This window comes from Stenotrophomonas geniculata, from assembly GCF_034508895.1.
In the GTDB taxonomy this organism is placed as follows: Bacteria; Pseudomonadota; Gammaproteobacteria; order Xanthomonadales; family Xanthomonadaceae; genus Stenotrophomonas; species Stenotrophomonas geniculata.
The window spans coordinates 4,242,878-4,260,771 of sequence record NZ_CP140571.1 but is presented as its reverse complement, the minus strand read 5'-3'; the positions used below and the strand labels follow the sequence as shown (position 1 = coordinate 4,260,771).

The following is a 17,894-nucleotide window of genomic DNA, read 5'->3' as shown; positions in this document are numbered from 1 at the left end:
AGCGGCCTGCGCCGCTGGGTCTTGAGGACTTCGTTGATGCATGCGCCGTGCCAGAGCCTCGGGAGCGGGTTTGGCACGCAGGTTGCAGGAGGGTTGGGGCAGGGTGCGGGGACGTTCACCGCGGACTGCCGGAGGTCTGCAAAAGACCCTCCCCCAATGCAGGGGAGGGATCAGGCTACTGACAATCGGGGGGAGACGAAGCCGCCCGGTACGTACAGTCAAAGGTACAGCGCTGAAAGAGAGGTCCGCAGGAGCGGGCGATGCCGAGCCGGTTCGGGAGTGTTCCCGGGCCGGGCATGGCCCGCGCCTTCGTGCACCGTGGCTTCCGGGTTGCCGCTGCCGCCGAATTCAACCGGCGGCAGCGGAACCTTCTTGCCGTGGATCAGCGCAGCAGGCTGAGCACGCCCTGCGGCACCTGGTTGGCCTGGGCCAGCATGGCCGTACCGGCCTGCTGCAGGATCTGGGTGCGGGTCAGCTCGGCGGTTTCCTTGGCGAAATCGGTATCCTTGATGCGGCTACGCGAGGCCGAGAGGTTTTCCGTCGAGGTCTGCAGGTTGGCGACGACCGAAGTGAAGCGGTTCTGGATCGCGCCGAGGTCTGCACGGGTGTTGTTGATCGAGCTGAGTGCCTTGTCGACGATCTCCAGTGCCTGCTGAGCGCCTGCAACGGTGGACACGTCCACGTTGTCCAGCTTGCTGGAGGTGGCGCCGGTCAGCGTGCCGCCGTTGGTGCTGGTCTGGGTCAGGCCCACGGCCGCTTCGTTGGCAGCGGTCGCGTAGGACAGGCTGAAGGTCTGGCCGGCCTTGACCGAGGTCAGGTTGATGGTCGCGTCATCGACCGAAGCCTGGACGCCGGTTTCGCCGATCTTGGCGTTGATGGCGGCGGCCGTGCTCTTGGTGATCGACTCACCGGCCTTGATCGTGAAGGCACCCACGGTGACGTCGGTTGCCTTGCCATCGGCGTCGGTCACCTTCACGGTGATCTTGTCGATGCTCATGTCAGCGGTGGCCTTGTCGGTGTCGACTGCCGGAACCGGCGGCGGACCCGGCTGCGCCGGAGTGACGCCCAGCTTGGTGCCCTTGTAGACATTGGCAAAGGTGGCGTCGCCCAGCGAGCTGGTCTTGGCATCGACGACCTTGTCGATCGCGATGGCCTGGCCGGCATTGGCGCCGACCTGGAACAGCTGGCTGGAGAACGAACCGTCCAGCAGCTTGGTGCCGTTGAACTCGGACTGCTTGGCGACGCGATCGATTTCCGACTTCAGCTGGGTCACTTCGGCCTGCAGCGCCTTGCGGTCGCTGGCCGAGTTGGTGGCGTTGGACGACTGCACCGACAGCTCACGGATGCGCTGCAGGTTGTTGCCGATTTCCGACAGCGAACCTTCGGCAACCTGGGCCAGCGAAATGCCGTCGTTGGCATTGCGGATGGCGACGTCGGTACCGCGGATCTGGGTGCCGAAGCGCTCGGAGATCGCCAGGCCGGCGGCGTCGTCCTTGGCGCTGTTGATGCGCGAACCGGAGGACAGGCGCTGGATGGTGGTAGCCAGCGAGCTGCCGCTGGTGCTCAGGTTGCGCTGAGCGTTGAGCGACATCGTGTTGGTGTTGATGACTTGTGCCATGGTGCTTTTCCTTTGGCGAAGGTGGTACGTATTTCAGGAGCCGGGCGGCAGCTCAGCCGCCGCCCGGTGGTCGATCAAGGTGCAGATCAGCGCAGCAGGCTGAGCACGCCCTGCGGCACCTGGTTGGCCTGGGCCAGCATGGCCGTACCGGCCTGCTGCAGGATCTGGGTGCGGGTCAGCTCGGCGGTTTCCTTGGCGAAATCGGTATCCTTGATGCGGCTACGCGAGGCCGACAGGTTTTCCGTCGAGGTCTGCAGGTTGGCGACGACCGAGGTGAAGCGGTTCTGGATCGCACCCAGGTCAGCGCGGGTGTTGTTGATCGAACCCAGCGCCTTGTCGACCACTTCCAGCGCCTGCTGGGCGCCCTTCACGGTGCTGATGTCGACGTCCTTCAGCAGCTTGCCCGGCGTGGCGGCGGTATTGGCGGCGACGACAGCGCTGTCGAAGCCGGTGATGCCCGCGCTGGTGCCCGCAGTAGCGGTCATGCCGCTGAACTTGCCGTCCTTGTCGACGCTTTCCTTGACCGAGGTCAGGTTGATCTGGCCGGCGGTGGTGCCGTCGATCTCGGCGTACACGCCGGTTTCGCCGATCTTGGCGTTGATCGCGGTGACCGCGGCCGAAACCAGGGCAGCGCGGTCCTTGGTGGCGTCGCCGGTCGAGGTGACCTTGACGTCAGCGATCTTGACCGGTGCTGCCAGGCTGCCGCCGCCGATGGACAGGCCGGAGTAGGTGATTTCCTTGCCAGCGTCGGCTGCGGCCACGGTGCCAGCGGCGATGGTCACCTTGTTGGCATCGAAGGTGGCATTGCCCAGCGCGTCAGCCTTGGCGTCGACCACCTTGTCGATGGCGATGGCCTGGCCAGCGTTGGCGCCGACCTGGAACAGCTGGCTGGAGAACGAGCCGTCCAGCAGCTTGGTGCCGTTGAACTCGGACTGCTTGGCTACGCGGTCGATTTCCGAGACCAGCTGGGTCACTTCGGCCTGCAGGGCCTTGCGGTCGCTGGCCGAGTTGGTGGCGTTGGCGGCCTGCACCGACAGCTCGCGGACGCGCTGCAGGTTGTTGCCGATTTCCGACAGCGAACCTTCGGCGACCTGGGCCAGCGAAATGCCGTCGTTGGCATTGCGGATGGCCACGTCGGTACCGCGGATCTGGGTGCCGAAGCGCTCGGAGATCGCCAGGCCAGCGGCGTCGTCCTTGGCGCTGTTGATGCGCGAACCGGAGGACAGGCGCTGGATGGTGGTGGCCAGCGAGCTGCCGCTGGTGCTCAGGTTACGCTGAGCATTCAACGACATCGTGTTGGTGTTGATGACTTGTGCCATGAGGAGAGGTCCTTGAGCGGTTGCACGTGAGTTGGGTTAGACGCCCCCGACGTGCCCCGGGGGCGGCTCATGTCAGCGCTGCAACAGGCTGAGCACGTTCTGCGGTACCTGGTTGGCCTGGGCCAGCATGGCCGTACCGGCCTGCTGCAGGATCTGGGTGCGGGTCAGTTCGGCGGTTTCCTTGGCGAAGTCGGTATCGCGGATGCGGCTGCGCGAGGCCGACAGGTTCTCCGAGGAGGTCTGCAGGTTGGCCACCACCGAGGTGAAGCGGTTCTGGATCGCGCCGAGGTCGGCGCGCACGCTGTTGACCGATTCCAGAGCCTTGTCGACGATTTCCAGCGCCTGCTGGGCGCCGGCAACCGAGTCGATCTTGATGTCTGCGACATGCGCGGCAGTGGTGCCGGCGGCCGGGGTGTTGAGGTTGGCCGGGGTGGCGCCTGCCTGGACGGTCACGCTGGCCAGAGTGTTTTCGTCCTTGACCGAGGTCAGGGTGATCTCACCAGCGGTGGCGGACACCGCGGCATGCAGGCCGGTCTCGCCGATCTTGCCGTTCAGGGCTGCAGCCAATGCCTTGGTGGCGTTGTCCTGGTTGGACTTCTGGATCGCGGCCAGCGCCGGGCCGGTTGCAGCGCCCGGGGCGGTGTAGTCGAAAGACACGTCACCGACGTTGATCGCGCCGACCTTGACGCCGACGATCTTGCCGGCGGCGGCATCCACTGCGGCGTTGTCCAGGGTGATCTTGCCGGCATCGACGAAGGTGGTGGCACCCAGCGATTCAGCCTTAGCATCCACCACGCTGTTGATCGCAATGGCCTGGCCCGCATTGGCGCCGACCTGGAACAGCTGGCTGGTGAACGAGCCGTCCAGCAGCTTGGTACCGTTGAAGTCGCTCTGCTTGGCGACGCGATCGATTTCGCTGACCAGCTGGGTCACTTCGGCCTGCAGGGCCTTGCGGTCGCTGCTGGAGTTGGTGGCGTTGGAGGCCTGCACGGCCAGTTCGCGGATGCGCTGCAGGTTGTTGCCGACTTCGCTCAGCGAGCCTTCGGCGACCTGGGCCAGCGAGATGCCGTCGTTGGCGTTGCGGATGGCCACGTCCAGGCCGCGGATCTGGGTGCTGAAGCGCTCCGAGATCGCCAGGCCGGCGGCGTCGTCCTTCGCGCTGTTGATGCGCAGGCCGGACGAGAGGCGCTGGATGGTGGTGGCCAGCGAGTTGCCGCTGGTGCTCAGGTTGCGCTGAGCATTGAGCGACATCGTATTGGTGTTGATTACCTGTGCCATGGGGTCGTCTCCTCTTATATGGAACCCGTTGGTGAATGAAACGAAGCGCCGCCTGTTTTTTTGTGTGGCTGTGTGCTTCGTTGTTGCCAAATGAATAACGGCGCTTTGTCAACAACCTTTAGCCGTGAATTCCGCTGAAGCCGTAATTCGTTGCCGGAGGCTGTTTTTCCGGGGTTTTCCAGCCCTGGAGGGGCGTGAAGGCGACCCGGGAAGGGGCGGCTGGGCAAGCCCAGCCAGCGCTGATGAAGGTATCGGCGGGGGCCAGCCGGGCTTGATGGGCAATCACGGAAAATCCGCGGGAGGTAGGTCGGCGCGCCCGGCGGCAACGGGCCACAGAAACGAGAAAGGCCGCGATGCAGGGCATCGCGGCCTTTCAGGGGTGACGCAGGAGATGCGTCAGCGGATCTTGTTGAACAACGACATCGACTGCATCTGCGAGAAGATCGTCTGCGCCGCCTGCAGTGCGGTGCTCTGCAGCTGGTACTGGCTCAGTGCGTCGGCGTAGTCCAGGTCGCGCATCTGCGACAGCGTGGTCTTCAGCGTCACGCTGTTGGCTTCACGCATGTCGGCGGCATTGTCCAATGCCTTCAGCTGCGCGCCACCCGCCGCACGTGAATCGATCATCCGCTCCGATGCGCGCGCGATGTCACGCAACGCGCTCTGCAGTTCGTTCTGCTGCGCGCTCATCTTCGCGGTGGTACCGGTGTCGGCATCCAGCGCGGTGATCAGCTTGTCCATCGTGTCGAAGATGTCACGGCTGCTCGCCGGCTTCACGTTGAAGCTGTCGCCTGCGGCAGGCGCACCGGTGATCTGCAGGCGTACGCCGTTCACTTCCAGATCATCACCGGCCTTGTAGGTGCCGGTGCCGGTCACATTGCCGGCACCATCCAGCACTTCGTACTGGTTGGCGGCGGTGAAGCGGACGCTGAAGCTCTGGCCGTTCCAGCTGTCGCTGCCATCGCGGGTGATGTTGGTCAGCACGCCGTTGCCGGTGTTGCCGGCGGCGGCACCGCCATCGACGAAGCCATCGCCGGTGGGGATGCGCATGAAGATCTCGCTACCGGGCAGGGCATCGCGGACGTAGGTATCGGGGCCGACCTCGATCTGGCGCTGGGTCTGGTCACCGCGGTAGACCACCTTGCCGTTGATCTTGGCGAACGGAGGATCACCATCGTTGGTGCCGCCGAACACATAGCGACCGGTGCCGTCCTCGGCGTTGGCCAGCGACAGCAGGCCGTCGCGGATCTGGTTCAGCTCGGTGATCAGTGTTTTCTTGTCGGTCGCGCTCAACGCGGGGTTGCTGGCCTGGATGGTCAGGTCGTTGACCCGCCCCATCAGATCGTTCACCTGTGCCAGGGTGTTTTCCTGCACACCCAGCCGGTTCTGCACGTTGCCGGCGTTGAGCTTCATGCGGTCCAGTGCGGCCAGGCTGCGGTCCAGTCCGACCGCAGCGCCGGCGCCGACCGGATCGTCCTTGGCGGTGACGATCTTGCTGCCGGTGGCGATCTGCTGCTCCAGGTGGCTGAGCTTGGCCTGCTTGGCCATCATCAGCGACACCGACTGGTTGTACATCATGCTGGTGGAGATGCGGCTGCTCATCGGCGGACGGCTCCCAGGATGGTCTGGAACATGCTGTCAGCGGTGGAGATCAGCTGCGAGGCCGCCTGGTAGGCCTGTTGCAGGCGCAGCATGTCGGCGGCTTCCTCGTCCAGGTTGACGCCGGACACTTCATCGCGCGCTTCCTGCGCCTTGTCGTTGATCACCAGCTGGGCGTCCAGCGAGTACTCGGCCGAACGGGCCGCGGCGCCCACCTGGGTGGTGAGGCCGCCCAGCGCGCCGTTCAGCGTCACCGTGCCGGCGTTGAAGGCCTTGGCGCTCTCGACCTTGGCCAGCTTGGCGGCATTGCTGTTGTCAGAGGACCCGGCCGGGGTCGGGGTGATGTTGAAGGTGTCGCCGACCTTCGGAGCGCCGTCCAGCACGAAGCTCCAACCATTGGCACTGATGGTCTGGCCGGGGGTGTAGGTCTGCGGCGGGCCACCGTCGATGGTGTAGGTGGTGGCCGAGGTGAACACGATGGCCGCCGGGTTGCGCAGGTTGGTGTTGCTCGCATCGGTCACGGTCACGCCGCTCAGCTTGCCGGTACCGGTGTTGGCGGTCGCGGCCGCACCCTTGACCGCAGCTGCGGCGGCAATACGCGACGGATCGGTGATGGCCATCTCCATGCTGCCGGCCACGCCTGCGGTGGGCTGCAGCAGGAAGCGGTCGTTGGCCGATGGCGTGCCGCCGACCACCAGCTTGACGCCGTTGATCATCAACGGGTCGGCAGCGGTGCCCGAACCGGTCAGCGGCACGCTGGCGCCGGTGTCGGCCCGGCTGGCCTTCCAGTTGTTGCCATCGAACTGCAGCACCACGTTCTGCGCGTCCAGCTTGCCTAGGTCGCCATAGGTCGCGCTGAGGCTGGCAGTGCCGGTATTGCTGTTGTTGGCGGTGACGCGCGGGTTGCCGATGTTGAAGAAATCGCCGCCCATCTTGCCGTACAGGTCAACACCCTGGTGGTGGGCCTGGTTGAAGGTCTCGGCCAGGCCCACGGCCAGCTTGCCCAGTTCGGCCTGGGCCGGGGTCAGCACGGTGTCGCGGAACTCCATCAGGCCACCGACCTGGCCACCGACGGCCTTCGGATCGAGGCGGATGGTGTTGCCCTGGGTTTCCAGGGCCAGCTGCAGGCGTTCGGGCTGGTAAGGGTCGGCCACGGTGGTGACCTTGGTCGCCGTGGTGCCCACAACCAGCGCGTTGCCGCCGGCGGTGTAGACATTCATGATGCCGCCGTCCTGGATCACCGCCGTGCCACCGGTGTAGCCGATCAGCTGGGTGATCAGCTGGTCACGGCGGTCGAGCAGGTCGGGTGCGGCCGTGGCGATGTTGGTGCCGATGGCGCCGTTGATCTGCGCGATCTCCTGCGCCAGTCGGTTGATCTCGGTGGCACCGGCCAGCAGGCCGTTGTTGACCTCGCTGTTGAGGTTGTTCAGGTGGGTGTTGAGCTGCACGAAGCGGTTGGCCAGGGCCTTGCCGCCGTCGAGCATGTTCTGGCGATCGGCGGTGCCGGAGGCATTGGAGGACAGGCCGCTGACCGAATCGAAGAAGTTCGACCAGACGCCGGAGACGTTGGTGGCGGGATCGGATACCAGCGCGTTGACGCGGTCTGCCATGCTGGAAAGCTGCTTCAGGCGCGCCAGTTCACCGCTGCTGTCGAGCAGCCGCGAGATCGCCAGCTGGTCGGCGGTGCGGCGGATGTCGGTGATACGGGTGCCGTTGCCGACCGTGCCATAGCCGTAGTTCTGCGGATCGGCGGTGGCGAAGTTGACCTTCTGCCGGCTGTAGCCGGGTGTATTGAGGTTGGCCACGTTGTGGCTGGTGGTCGCCAACGCACGCTGGAAGGCGAGCAGGGCACCGGTACCGGTGGAAAGTACGCTGGACATGGGGTTCCTCAACGACGAGTGATACCCAGCGCCGCGGTTGCGGTGCTGGCGAAGGTCTGGCCAAGGCGCGAGCCGGCATCGGCGACGGCGCTGACGGCGCGCTCGATGGTCGGTCCGCCGGCGATCGCGGCGATCTTGGCCGCATAGCGCGGATCGGTGGCATAGCCGGCGCGCTGCAGGCCGCGGGCGAAGCCCTGCACGTCGGTGCCGGCCTGCAGGGCCTGCTGGTAACGCGGGCTGGTCTTCAGCAGGCGCACGTAGTCGGCGAAGCTCTCGGCCGGCGAACTGTAGGCGCGGAAGCTGGCGGTCTCGTTGCGGCGCACGCCATCGACATATTCGTGGGTGCCGGCCGTGGCGCGCTGGCCGTTCCAGCCGTTGGCCTTGATGCCGAACAGGTTGTGCGAGGTGCTGCCGTCGGCATGCTTGATGTGGCGCTTGCCCCAGCCGGTCTCCAGCGCCGCCTGGGCGACCAGGGCGCGGGCGTCCACGCCCAACTCCTTGGCCGCACTCTGCGCGTGCTGCCAGATGCTGGCGACGAAGCCTTCCGGGGTGTGTTCGCCCAGCTGGGCGACGGCGGTGCGGGTAGCCATCGCATCGGCCGGGCTGATCGTGGTGCCGCGGTTGCTGGCGGTGGCCGCCCACTGGTCGCTGCTGGCGGCCCAGTCCTCGCCCTGCAGGCTGCCGATGTACGGATCCTCGGTGCCCAGCGAGCGGTGCATGCTGCTGCTCTCACGGCCGGCGATCAGGTCCAGCGCCTGTTCCATCGGCGCAACCGCCGCGTGTGCGCCCGACTGGGCGCCGGCGGCCATCTGCTGCAGCAGGCGCACCGCTTGGCTGCCATCTTCCAATGGCAGCGACGGTGCCGGCTTGGCCGGTGCATTGAGCTGGTAGGCGCGGCTGGCCTTGGCCGGATCCACGCGGGTATCCAGCGCCGGACCCTCGGCGGCCTGCCCGGCCAGCTGGCGGCTGATCATGCCGGACAGGCCCAGGCCCTTGCCGCGGGTCATCGCCTCGGCAATCTTCTGGTCGTACATGTCGCGGAACATCTTGTTTTCGCCGGGGAACAGCGAGTCGCCGAAGCTGGCGTCACGCATGCTCTTGACCAGCATCTGCGCGAACTGGCCTTCCAGTTGGCGCGCGACCTTGTCGATCTTGGCCGGATCGTTCTGTTGCGCCGGGTGCAGATCGAATGCGGGATTGATGCGCATATCAGATCACCTCGAGCTCGGCACTCAGGGCGCCGGCCTGCTTCAGGGCTTCCAGGATCGCGATGAGATCGCCTGGTGCTGCACCCACGGCGTTCACCGCGTGCACGATCTCGTCCAGGGTGGTGCCGCCGCTGAACTTGAACATGCGGCTGCCGTCGTTGGTGGCGGTGATGGTCGACTGCGGGCTGGCCACGGTGCGGCCGCCGGACAGCGCATTGGGCTGGCTGACGTTGGTGTTTTCCTGGATGGTCACGGTCAGCGAACCATGCGAGATCGCAGCCGGTCCCACGCGCACCTGCTGGCCGATGACCACGGTGCCGGTGCGCGAATTGACCACCACCTTGGCCGGGGCGCTGCCGGGGGTCAGTTCCAGGTTCTCGATGCGCGCCAGTAGGCCGATGCGTGCGCCCGGATCGGTCGGCGCGGTGACCGCCACGGTCACGCCGTCGACCGCACGCGCTGCGCCTTCGCCGAAGGCATTGTTGAGTGCAGCGACCATGCGCGAGACCGTGGTGAAGTCATTGTTGTGCAGGTTCAGGGTGATGTCGCCGCCGTTGGCCAGCGGATCGGGCAGGGCGCGTTCAACCGTGGCACCGTTGGGAATGCGGCCGACGCTGGGCACGTTCACCGAGACACGGGAACCATCCTTGCCCTGCGCACCAAAGCCGCCGACGATCAGGTTGCCCTGGGCGATGGCGTAGATCTGGCCGTCGGCACCACGCAGCGGCGCCATCAGCAGCGAACCGCCACGCAGCGAGACCGCATTGCCGATGGAGGACACGGTGATGTCGATCGGCTGGCCCGGCTTGGCGAACGGCGGCAGTTCGGCGTGGATCGCCACGGCGGCCACGTTCTTCAGCTGCGGGTTGACGTTCGGCGGTACGTTGACGCCCAGCTCGCCGAGCAGGTTCTTCAGGCTCTGCACGGTGAAGGGAGCCTGGCTGGTGCGGTCGCCGCTGCCATCCAGGCCGACCACCAGGCCATAGCCCACCAGCGCGTTGCCGCGAACGCCGCCGACCTGGGCCAGGTCCTTGATGCGCTCGGCACTGGCGGGCGCCGTCACGGCCAGCAGCATCAGCGCGGCGAACGACGCCACGCGGCGCTGCCAGGAGGAAGTGAGAAAGAGTTTCATGGCCATACTCAGAACGGCGTCAGGCCGGAGTTGAAGAAGCGGCTCAGCCAGCCCATCGCGTTGGACTGCGCGACCGGGCCGCGGCCGCCATAGACGATGCGGGCTTCGGCCACGCGGCTGGACGGAATGGTGTTGTCCTGGCTGATGTCGCCCGGGCGGACGATGCCCTGCACCTGCACCAGTTCATCGCCCTGGTTCAGCCGCAGGTTCTTCTGTCCCTGTACCACCAGGTTGCCGTTGGGCAGGCGTTGGACCACGGTGACCGTGACGCTGCCCTGCAGGCGGTTGCTCTGCGCGCTGTTGCCCTTGCCGGTGAAGTCGCGCGCGCCCTTGGCCGTGGCACTCAGGATGTCCTTGCCGCCGAGGGTGACCGGAGCGCCGAGAATGGACGGTGTGCCCAGGCTCAGGTTGGATTCCTTGTTGGTGGCCGTGTTGGCACTGGTCTGCGCGGTGGTGTTTTCCAGCAGGGTGATGGTCAGCAGGTCGCCAACATCGCGTGCGCGGCGGTCCGAATACAGCTGCAGGGTCGGGCCGGCGGCATAGATGGCACCCGCGGTCGGCTGGGCCTGCGGCGGCATGATCGGCTGGATCGGCGCCATCGTCGGGTAGGGACGCACGTCGCCGGCGATCACGCAGCCACCGAGCAGGGCGGCCACGGCGCAGGCGAGGGCAGTGCGGGCGAAGTTGGAAATGGGCGACATGGCGGTTTCCCGGTTTGGCCGGTCAGAGCTTGTTGTTGAGGTAGCCGAGCATCGAATCGGTGGTGGAGATCGCCTTGGCGTTCATTTCGTAGGCGCGCTGGGTTTCGATCATCGACACCAGCTCTTCCACCACGTTGACGTTGCTGCCTTCCAGCGCGCCCTGCACCACAGTGCCGAGGCCGTTGAGTCCGGGGTTGCCGTTCTGTGCCGGACCAGAAGCGGTGGTCTCCAGGAACAGGTTCTCGCCGCGGGCCTGCAGGCCAGCCGGATTGACGAAGTCGGTCAGGGTCAGCGCACCCACTTCCACCGACGCCGCACCGTCGGCCATCTTCACGCTGATGGTGCCGTCGGTACCGATGGTCACCGACTGCGCGCCTTCGGGAATCTGGATGCCGGGCTGCACCGGATAGCCGCTGTTGGTGACCAGCTCGCTGTCCTGGTTGATCTTGAACGAGCCATCACGGGTATAGGCCGAGCTGCCGTCGGGCATCTGCACTTCAAAGAAGCCACGGCCGTTGACCATCACGTCCAGCGCGCGGCCGGTCTGCTGCTGGCCCCCCTGTTCGAAGTTCTTGGCGGTGGCGACCACGCGCACGCCGGTACCCAGCTGCAGGCCAGTCGGCAGCTGCGTCTGTGCCGACGAGGAACCGCCCGGCTGGCGCACCTGCTGGTACAGCAGGTCCTCGAAACTGGCACGGTCCTGCTTGAAGCCGGTGGTGTTGGTGTTGGCGAGGTTGTTGGAAACCACCGACATGCGCATCTGCTGCGCATCCAGTCCGGTTTTCGCGATCCACAATGCCTGGTTCATCTTCGGTGTCCTGTCTGGTGAAGCCGGCCGCGTGGTGCGGCCCTTGAATGCGGGTGTGCAAGCGGTGTGCCAGCGCCGGCATCAGCCGGCGCCGGAATTCCGTCAGCTGCCCAGGCGCAGCATGCTGTTGGCGCTGCGCGCGTTCTCGTCGCCGTGCTTGATCACCTGCACCTGCATTTCGTACTGGCGCTGCAGCTGGATCATCTGTACCAGCGCGCCAGCGGCGTCCACGTTGCTGCCTTCCAGCTGGCCGCTGTGCACGGCCGTGCCCTGTGCCGGTGCGAACGGCTGGCGTGGGTCGGTGTTGCGGAACAGGCCATCCAGGCCACGCTCCAGGCGTTCATCCGGTGCCTGCACCACTTTGATGCGACCGATCTGTGCCATGGTCTGCGGGCCTTCGCCCTGCGGGATGATCGAGAGCGTGCCGTCGGCACCGATCTCCATCGCCTGGTAGGGCGGGATGGCGATCGGGTTGTTGTTGTCATCCAGTACCGGACGGCCGCTGGAGGTCACCAGCTGGCCGTTCGGTGTCACCGACAGCGCTGCGCCGCGCGTGTAGGCCTCGCTGCCGTCACTGGACTGCACGGCCAGCCAGGTGCCGGTCTGCAGGGACAGATCCAGCGGCTTGCCAGTGATGTGCTGCGAGCCGGGCGTGCGGTTGAATCCGGCGTCGACATGCAGCGCATCCACCCGCGAGGCAAAGCCCGGGCCACGGATCGGGAAGGCTTCGGTATTGGCCAGCGCTTCCTTGAAGCCGGGGGTGTCGGAGTTGGCGAGGTTGTGGCTGAGCGTGCCCTGCGCCTGCAGGGAGGCGCGGGCACCGGTCATCGCCACGTAAAGGGCTTTATCCATGCGGGGAGTTCCGTGACAGGGTCAGCGCGTCATCAACGGATGTTGATGACGGTCTGGGTGATCTGGTCCTGGGTGGTGATCATCTGCGCGTTGGCCTGGAAGTTGCGCTGCGCGGTGATCATGTTGACCAGCTGCTCGGTGAGGTCGACGGTGGACGCTTCCAGCGAGCCTGCCTGGATCTTGCCGAGGTTGGAGGTGTCCGGCATGCCGGTGCGCGGCGTGCCCGAGCTGAAGGTATCCACCCACAGGTTGTTGCCCTTCGATTCCAGGCCTTGCGGATTGTTGAAGGTGGTCAGCGCGACCTGGCCCAACGGCTTGTCGGCACCGTTGGAGTAACGGGCGTAGACCACGCCGGTTTCCGACACGGTGATCTCGTTGAGCTTGCCGGCGGCGTAGCCGTCCTGCTGGGTGTTGCGCAGGGCGAACTTCTCGCCGTACTGGGTCGAGCCGCTCACATCCAGCGTCATGTTCAGCACGCCCGCACCGGTGGTCGGGGTGAAGGTGCCGAGGCTGACCTTGCCGTTGGCTGGCGCGGTGAGCTTGCCGCTGTTGTCGAAGGTGACCGGGGTCGGCGCGCCGGCCGGCTGGCCATCCACGTAGTTGCGCACAGTCCACTCGTTCGGGTTGGCACCCTTCACGAAGTACGAGACCTGGATGTGGCTGACGCCCAGCGAATCGTATACGGTGATGCCGCCGCTGGAGTGGTTGTAGCTGTTCGAATCGGTCGGATCGAAGGTGGTGACCGTCGGCTGCTTGGCGTTGGCCGGCAGGGTGAAGCCGACCTTTACTTCGCTGGTCTGCTTCGGCGGGCTGTCGGTGGTCAACAGCTGCAGGTCGACCATGCGGCCGGCATCGAAGTTGGTGCCGTCTGCATTCGGCGCGAACACCTGCAGGCGTGCGCCCTGCGGGTTGACCACGTAACCGGACGGATCGGTCTGGAAGTTGCCGGCGCGCGAGTACACGCGGCTGCCGTTCATGTTCATGGTGAAGAAGCCTTCACCGGAAATGGCCATATCCAGGCTGCGGCCGGTCTGTTCGTTGTGGCCCTGCTTGAACTGCTGGGCAACGTTGGAGACGCGCACACCGGAACCGACCGCGTTCTTCGACAGGCCGTAGCCGGTGGCCGAGAACAGGTCGGCGAACTCGGCGCGCGATTCCTTGAAGCCGGTGGTATTGACGTTGGCGACGTTGTTGGCAGTGACGCTCAGGTCGGAATTGGCGGCATTGATGCCGGACAGCGAGACATTGAAGCCCATGGGATGCTCCTGGTAAGTACGGGGTGTGCGGCTCAGCTGACGCGGAGCACGTAGTCGATCGGGGCCGTGCCCAGGCCCTTGAGGTTCAGGTACAGGCCGTCGGAACCGACGGTCACGCTCTCCACCGGTGCCTGTACGTAGGTGGACAGCTTGGTGCTCTTGCCGGCGGTGTCGACGTGGTTGGCGACGACCGAGTACTTGCCCGGTTCCATGCGCTTGCCGTTCGCATCCTTGCCGTCCCACTGGAAGGCGGTTTCGCCGGCGGCTTTGGCTTCCACGCTCAGCGACGTGACCTTGGCGCCGTTGGCGTCAGTGATGTCCACGGTGATGATGCCGGCCGACGGCGCAGCCACCGTGCCTTCGACGCTGCCTTCCTTCTCAAGCACCAGCTTTTCCGAAGGCACCAGCACCTGGTGGCCGACCAGTGCCGCACCACGCAGCACCTGGTCGCTGGCCATCGATTCCTGGAAGCCCTTCACCGTCTTGTTCAGATCGGTGATGCCCTGCACGGTGGACATCTGCGCCATCTGCGCGACCATCTGCGTGTTGTCCATCGGCTTCAGCGGATCCTGGTGCTGCAGCTGCTCGGTCATCAGGCGCAGGAAATCGGCCTGGTCCAGCGTGTTCTTCTTCTTGGTGGCGTTGCTGTTCGGGGCGTTCAGGCCCAGCGCGGAATAGACGTCCTGGCTGGTCTGGTTGTTGACGGCGGTGGTCATGGCGGTATCCGGTGCTGCGGGGCTCAGCGGCCCATGGTCAGGGTGGCCAGGGCCAGTTCCTTGGCGGTGGTCAACATCTCCACGCCGGCCTGGTAATTGCGCGAGGTCGAGATCAGGTTGACCATCTGTGCCACCGGATCGACGTCGGGCTGGTAGATGTAGCCATCGCCATCGGCCAGCGGGTGGCCCGGCTCATAGCGCTTGATCGGCGCGGCCTCGCTCTGGGTGATCTCCTTGACCTTCACCGAGGTGATGTTCGGATCGTTCTTGCTGGTCACGGCCTGGAAGATCGGCTCCAGCGGCTTGTACACGGCGTCGGCGGAACCGGCGACGGTGTCGGCGTTGGAGAGGTTGGAGGCGATGGTGCTCATGCGCACCGACTGCGCCTGCAGCGCGGAGCCGGCGATATCGAAGATCGGCAGGTTGCTCATGGCTTATTGCCCCGTGATCGCGGTCAGCATGGAACGCACCTTGCTCTCGACGAAGCTGAGCGAAGCGCGGTATTCGAGTGCGGCGCGGCCATAGGCGGCACGCTCGGCATCGGGATCGACGGTGTTGCCGTCCAGGCTGGGCTGTACGCCGTCGCGCGCGATCTGGAACGGATTCAGGCCACTACTGATTTCGTAGTGCTGCTCGTTGGTGGTGGTCATCAGGCCGTTGGCATCCTGCCCCTGGGCATGGCGCAGGGCGGCATCGAAGTCCAGGTCCTGGGCCTTGTAGCCGGGCGTGTCGGCATTGCCGAGGTTGCTGGCGATCAGCTTCATCCGCTGTTCGCGCAACGGCATGGCCTGGGCGTGGACGCCCAGGTAGTCGGTAATCAGGTTGCGCACGGTGCACTCCCACAGGAACGTTGCCCGGGAAGCTGCAAGGGGTGTGCCAAAGCACGGTGCGTCCTGGTAGAGCCGAGCCGTGCTCGGCTGCATTTCGTTCAGGCGCCGCACAAGCCGAGCATGGGCCCGGCTCTACAGGACAGGGCCCTACGCCGCCATCGCGACCTTGCGCAGGCGGTCCAGCACGAAGTCAGCCAGTTCGTGAGGCGAGTATTTGGCGACGAAGGCGTTGGCGCCGACGCGCTCGACCATCGCATTGTTGAATACGCCCGACAGCGAGGTGTGCAGCAGCACGTACAGGCCGGCCAGGCCCGGATGGCGCCGGATTTCCGTCGTCAGCGTATAGCCGTCCATGGCCGGCATCTCGATGTCCGAGATGACCATGGCGTAGCGCTCGGCCGGGTTCTCGCCGGAGGCATGGATCTGCAGCAGGTGGTCCAGTGCCTGCTTGCCATCGGAAAGCAGGGTGGCGCCCACCCCCAGCTGGTCCAGCACGCTGCGGATCTGCTGGCGGGCTACGCGCGAGTCGTCCACCACCAGCACCTGCAGCTGCGGGCCGTCGGCCGGCATTGCCATGGTCGGGTCCAGCACCGCTTCGCCACGGACCTGGGCGATGTCGGCCAGTACGCTTTCCACGTCGATCACCTGGATCAGCTCGCCCTGGAAGCGGGTCACCGCGGTCAGGTAGCTCGATTCGGCGCCCAGTTCCGGCGGCGGGTGGATGTCTTCCACCGCGATGTTGACGATGCGCTCCACGCCGCTGACCAGGAAGCCCTGGATCGAACGGTTGAATTCGGTGACGACCAGATAGCCGGGCGAGGTGTCCGCATCGGGCTCGCGCTCGGGATGGCCGATCGCCAGCCCGAGGTCCAGCACCGGCACCGAACGGCCGCGCACGTCGGCCACGCCGGAGAACTGGCTGGGCAGCCCGGGCACCTGGAACAGCTCCGGGCGCCGCAGGACCTCCTGCACCTTGAAGACATTGACGCCAAAAAGCTGACGTCCGCCGAGACGGAACAGCAGCAGCGCCAGGCGGTTGTGGCCGGCCAGACGGGTCCGCTGGTCGATCCGGTTGAGCAGGTCATGGGACATGGCTGCTGTATCGGCGCCGCAGTGGCAGAACTTGAGGGCGCCCTGCCGCCCGCGTGGTCCGCACCGCAATTGTGGCGTCGCGCCATGTTCGACCGAGGCTCGACTCTACAAAAGGCAGCTCTGCCCTTCTGGCACACCCCTTGCACGCACCAGGGCCAGATCCCATCGACAGGAGGCGCCATGCGCCGGGTCACATCTCTATTCGCCATCGCGCTGGCGCTGGCCTCGCCGTGGGCGGTTGCCGCCGACTGGCAGCCGGTGGCCAGTATTCGCGCCGCGGCGTTGTCGACGTTGCCGGCCGGCAGCGAGGGCGAGGCCCAGGTGGCCGATGCGCTGCGCCTGCCCAGGTGTGGTGGCGCACTGCAGGTGCAGCCCACCGCCAACACCACGGTCGAAGTCAGCTGCCCCGATGCCGGTGGCTGGCGCCTGTTCGTGCCCGTAAAGGTGCGGCGCAACCAGACTGTGCTGGTGCTCAATCGTGGAATCGGCACTGGAGAAACCCTCACCGCCGCCGATATCACTACTGCCCAGCGTGACGCCGCCCGGATTGCCGGTGCAGTGCTGGCCGATCCCAACGCGGCGATCGGCCGCATCGCCCGCCGTCCGTTGCAGGCCGGAGCCCTGCTGTCGAACAACGATCTGGTGGTGCAGCGTCTCATCAAGCGGGGAGACAATGTGGCCCTGGTATCGCGTCGCGGCTCGGTCGAGGTCCGCATTGCCGGTCGCGCGATGGGCGATGCCGGTGAAAACGAACGGGTCTCGGTAGAGAACCTGTCCTCGCGGCGGATCGTGCAGGGCACGGTCGATGCCGCCGGTGACGTAATCGTGGCGCGTTGATTTACCGCGAAATATCCCTAAAGATCACGGCCCTGCGGCCGTTATCCCTTGTGAACGGCAACTCCAGGACACCCCATGAGCCAGAAAATCGACGGCAACCTGCAGGTCCCCCAGGCACTGCGCAGCGTGACGACCCCGGCCAACAAGCCCGGCGTCAGCACCGATGCGGCAGCACGTCCGGTCGAAGCGGCCGACAGCCTGCGCCTGACCGGCGAGGCCACCAATCTGCAGGCCATCGAGCGTGAGCTGACCACCGCCCCGGCGATCGACGCCCAGCGCGTGGCCGCCGTGCGCGAATCGCTGCAGAACGGCACCTACAAGATCAATCCGGACGCGATCGCATCGCGCATGCTCGAGCTGGACCAGCAGCTGCACGGATGACCGCGGCGATGAGCGAGCCGCTGCAGCGCCTTGCCCAGGCCCTGGACGTTGAACGCCAGGCCCTGGTCGAGCACGACGTGCACGCCCTGATCCGGGCTACCGGCGCCAAGCTGGAAGCGCTGCGTGCGCTGGAAGGCGCGCCGCCGGTGGGCGAGGGCGAACAGCTGCAGGAACTGGCCGAGCGCAACCGCGCCAACGGCGTACTGCTGTCGCGCCGCCGCCGCGAGGTCAACTGGGCATTGCGCCAGCTCGGCCGCACCGAAGATGCCTCGGCCTACGATGCCAAGGGCCAGGCGCACACCGTCACTGCGCGCCGTCCACTCGCCGTCGCCTGACGCGACGGCGGTCGCACAACCCATTCCCGCGGGCTGAAGCCCGCTGCGTGACCGC

The 17,894-nt window shown here is 66.2% G+C and carries 18 protein-coding genes; 3 read left to right on the top strand and 15 right to left on the bottom strand.

Annotated elements, in window-relative coordinates:
- Window positions 1–382: 382 nt before the first annotated feature.
- From RI032_RS19685 to RI032_RS19615, 15 genes are all read right to left on the bottom strand, one after another.
- Window positions 383–1,618, bottom strand: a complete 1,236-nt coding sequence (locus RI032_RS19685) for a flagellin (RefSeq protein ID WP_054171705.1) — start codon at window positions 1,616–1,618, stop codon at window positions 383–385.
- An 86-nt stretch (window positions 1,619–1,704) separates the two neighbouring features.
- The gene (locus RI032_RS19680) at window positions 1,705–2,937 is read right to left on the bottom strand and encodes a flagellin (RefSeq protein WP_235650473.1); all 1,233 of its coding nucleotides are present in this window, start codon (window positions 2,935–2,937) and stop codon (window positions 1,705–1,707) included.
- A gap of 72 nt (window positions 2,938–3,009) precedes the next feature.
- On the bottom strand, window positions 3,010–4,215 hold the full coding sequence (locus tag RI032_RS19675) for a flagellin (protein ID WP_235650474.1): 1,206 nt from the start codon (window positions 4,213–4,215) through the stop codon (window positions 3,010–3,012).
- Between the two features lie 396 nt (window positions 4,216–4,611).
- Entirely contained in the window at window positions 4,612–5,814 is a 1,203-nt protein-coding gene (gene flgL / locus RI032_RS19670; protein WP_322547588.1) for a flagellar hook-associated protein FlgL, read from the bottom strand.
- Window positions 5,811–7,691 carry a flagellar hook-associated protein FlgK gene (flgK, locus tag RI032_RS19665; RefSeq protein ID WP_322547587.1) on the bottom strand — a complete coding sequence of 627 codons (1,881 nt, stop codon included), beginning with the start codon at window positions 7,689–7,691 and terminating at the stop codon, window positions 5,811–5,813. The genes flgL and flgK overlap by 4 nt, the downstream gene beginning before the upstream one ends.
- A gap of 8 nt (window positions 7,692–7,699) precedes the next feature.
- On the bottom strand, window positions 7,700–8,899 hold the full coding sequence (gene flgJ / locus RI032_RS19660) for a flagellar assembly peptidoglycan hydrolase FlgJ (protein WP_322547586.1): 1,200 nt from the start codon (window positions 8,897–8,899) through the stop codon (window positions 7,700–7,702).
- Between the two features lies 1 nt (window position 8,900).
- Window positions 8,901–10,031: a flagellar basal body P-ring protein FlgI gene (locus RI032_RS19655; protein WP_202909906.1), complete on the bottom strand. Its 1,131-nt coding sequence runs from the start codon at window positions 10,029–10,031 to the stop codon at window positions 8,901–8,903.
- A gap of 8 nt (window positions 10,032–10,039) precedes the next feature.
- The gene (flgH, locus tag RI032_RS19650; RefSeq protein ID WP_010485899.1) at window positions 10,040–10,732 is read right to left on the bottom strand and encodes a flagellar basal body L-ring protein FlgH; all 693 of its coding nucleotides are present in this window, start codon (window positions 10,730–10,732) and stop codon (window positions 10,040–10,042) included.
- Between the two features lie 22 nt (window positions 10,733–10,754).
- Window positions 10,755–11,540, bottom strand: coding sequence for a flagellar basal-body rod protein FlgG (gene flgG / locus RI032_RS19645; RefSeq protein ID WP_005409571.1), 786 nt, complete (start codon window positions 11,538–11,540; stop codon window positions 10,755–10,757).
- 102 nt (window positions 11,541–11,642) lie between these two features.
- Window positions 11,643–12,392, bottom strand: a complete 750-nt coding sequence (locus RI032_RS19640; protein ID WP_019337418.1) for a flagellar basal body rod protein FlgF — start codon at window positions 12,390–12,392, stop codon at window positions 11,643–11,645.
- A gap of 32 nt (window positions 12,393–12,424) precedes the next feature.
- A complete protein-coding gene (flgE, locus tag RI032_RS19635; protein ID WP_049436368.1) occupies window positions 12,425–13,648 on the bottom strand; it encodes a flagellar hook protein FlgE in 1,224 nt (407 codons plus the stop codon).
- Window positions 13,649–13,680: 32 nt separating this feature from the next.
- On the bottom strand, window positions 13,681–14,364 hold the full coding sequence (locus RI032_RS19630; protein WP_010485894.1) for a flagellar hook assembly protein FlgD: 684 nt from the start codon (window positions 14,362–14,364) through the stop codon (window positions 13,681–13,683).
- Window positions 14,365–14,387: 23 nt separating this feature from the next.
- On the bottom strand, window positions 14,388–14,795 hold the full coding sequence (gene flgC / locus RI032_RS19625; protein WP_010485892.1) for a flagellar basal body rod protein FlgC: 408 nt from the start codon (window positions 14,793–14,795) through the stop codon (window positions 14,388–14,390).
- 3 nt (window positions 14,796–14,798) lie between these two features.
- Window positions 14,799–15,194, bottom strand: coding sequence for a flagellar basal body rod protein FlgB (gene flgB / locus RI032_RS19620; RefSeq protein ID WP_010485889.1), 396 nt, complete (start codon window positions 15,192–15,194; stop codon window positions 14,799–14,801).
- Between the two features lie 147 nt (window positions 15,195–15,341).
- Window positions 15,342–16,286, bottom strand: coding sequence for a chemotaxis protein (locus RI032_RS19615; RefSeq protein WP_010485887.1), 945 nt, complete (start codon window positions 16,284–16,286; stop codon window positions 15,342–15,344).
- 180 nt (window positions 16,287–16,466) lie between these two features.
- Here RI032_RS19615 and flgA point away from each other — a divergent pair, with 180 nt between their 5' ends.
- The 3 genes from flgA (at window position 16,467) to RI032_RS19600 (ending at window position 17,839) form a co-directional block, all read left to right on the top strand.
- Entirely contained in the window at window positions 16,467–17,123 is a 657-nt protein-coding gene (flgA, locus tag RI032_RS19610) for a flagellar basal body P-ring formation chaperone FlgA (protein WP_010485884.1), read from the top strand.
- Window positions 17,124–17,198: 75 nt separating this feature from the next.
- Window positions 17,199–17,504, top strand: a complete 306-nt coding sequence (flgM, locus tag RI032_RS19605; RefSeq protein ID WP_019337421.1) for a flagellar biosynthesis anti-sigma factor FlgM — start codon at window positions 17,199–17,201, stop codon at window positions 17,502–17,504.
- A complete protein-coding gene (locus tag RI032_RS19600; RefSeq protein WP_010485882.1) occupies window positions 17,501–17,839 on the top strand; it encodes a flagella protein in 339 nt (112 codons plus the stop codon). Before flgM ends, RI032_RS19600 begins: the two co-directional genes overlap by 4 nt.
- Window positions 17,840–17,894: the final 55 nt, after the last annotated feature.

Coding starts and splice junctions, on each gene's coding strand:
- flgH (WP_010485899.1), bottom strand. CDS start 10,732: ATGTCGCCCATTTCCAACTTCGCCCGCACTGCCCTCGCCTGCGCCGTG.
- RI032_RS19630 (WP_010485894.1), bottom strand. CDS start 14,364: ATGACCACCGCCGTCAACAACCAGACCAGCCAGGACGTCTATTCCGCG.
- flgA (WP_010485884.1), top strand. CDS start 16,467: ATGCGCCGGGTCACATCTCTATTCGCCATCGCGCTGGCGCTGGCCTCG.
- RI032_RS19640 (WP_019337418.1), bottom strand. CDS start 12,392: ATGGATAAAGCCCTTTACGTGGCGATGACCGGTGCCCGCGCCTCCCTG.
- flgM (WP_019337421.1), top strand. CDS start 17,199: ATGAGCCAGAAAATCGACGGCAACCTGCAGGTCCCCCAGGCACTGCGC.
- RI032_RS19600 (WP_010485882.1), top strand. CDS start 17,501: ATGACCGCGGCGATGAGCGAGCCGCTGCAGCGCCTTGCCCAGGCCCTG.
- flgJ (WP_322547586.1), bottom strand. CDS start 8,899: ATGCGCATCAATCCCGCATTCGATCTGCACCCGGCGCAACAGAACGAT.
- RI032_RS19675 (WP_235650474.1), bottom strand. CDS start 4,215: ATGGCACAGGTAATCAACACCAATACGATGTCGCTCAATGCTCAGCGC.
- flgC (WP_010485892.1), bottom strand. CDS start 14,795: ATGAGCAACCTGCCGATCTTCGATATCGCCGGCTCCGCGCTGCAGGCG.
- RI032_RS19685 (WP_054171705.1), bottom strand. CDS start 1,618: ATGGCACAAGTCATCAACACCAACACGATGTCGCTCAACGCTCAGCGC.
- flgK (WP_322547587.1), bottom strand. CDS start 7,691: ATGTCCAGCGTACTTTCCACCGGTACCGGTGCCCTGCTCGCCTTCCAG.
- RI032_RS19615 (WP_010485887.1), bottom strand. CDS start 16,286: ATGTCCCATGACCTGCTCAACCGGATCGACCAGCGGACCCGTCTGGCC.
- flgG (WP_005409571.1), bottom strand. CDS start 11,540: ATGAACCAGGCATTGTGGATCGCGAAAACCGGACTGGATGCGCAGCAG.
- RI032_RS19655 (WP_202909906.1), bottom strand. CDS start 10,031: ATGAAACTCTTTCTCACTTCCTCCTGGCAGCGCCGCGTGGCGTCGTTC.
- flgE (WP_049436368.1), bottom strand. CDS start 13,648: ATGGGCTTCAATGTCTCGCTGTCCGGCATCAATGCCGCCAATTCCGAC.
- RI032_RS19680 (WP_235650473.1), bottom strand. CDS start 2,937: ATGGCACAAGTCATCAACACCAACACGATGTCGTTGAATGCTCAGCGT.
- flgL (WP_322547588.1), bottom strand. CDS start 5,814: ATGAGCAGCCGCATCTCCACCAGCATGATGTACAACCAGTCGGTGTCG.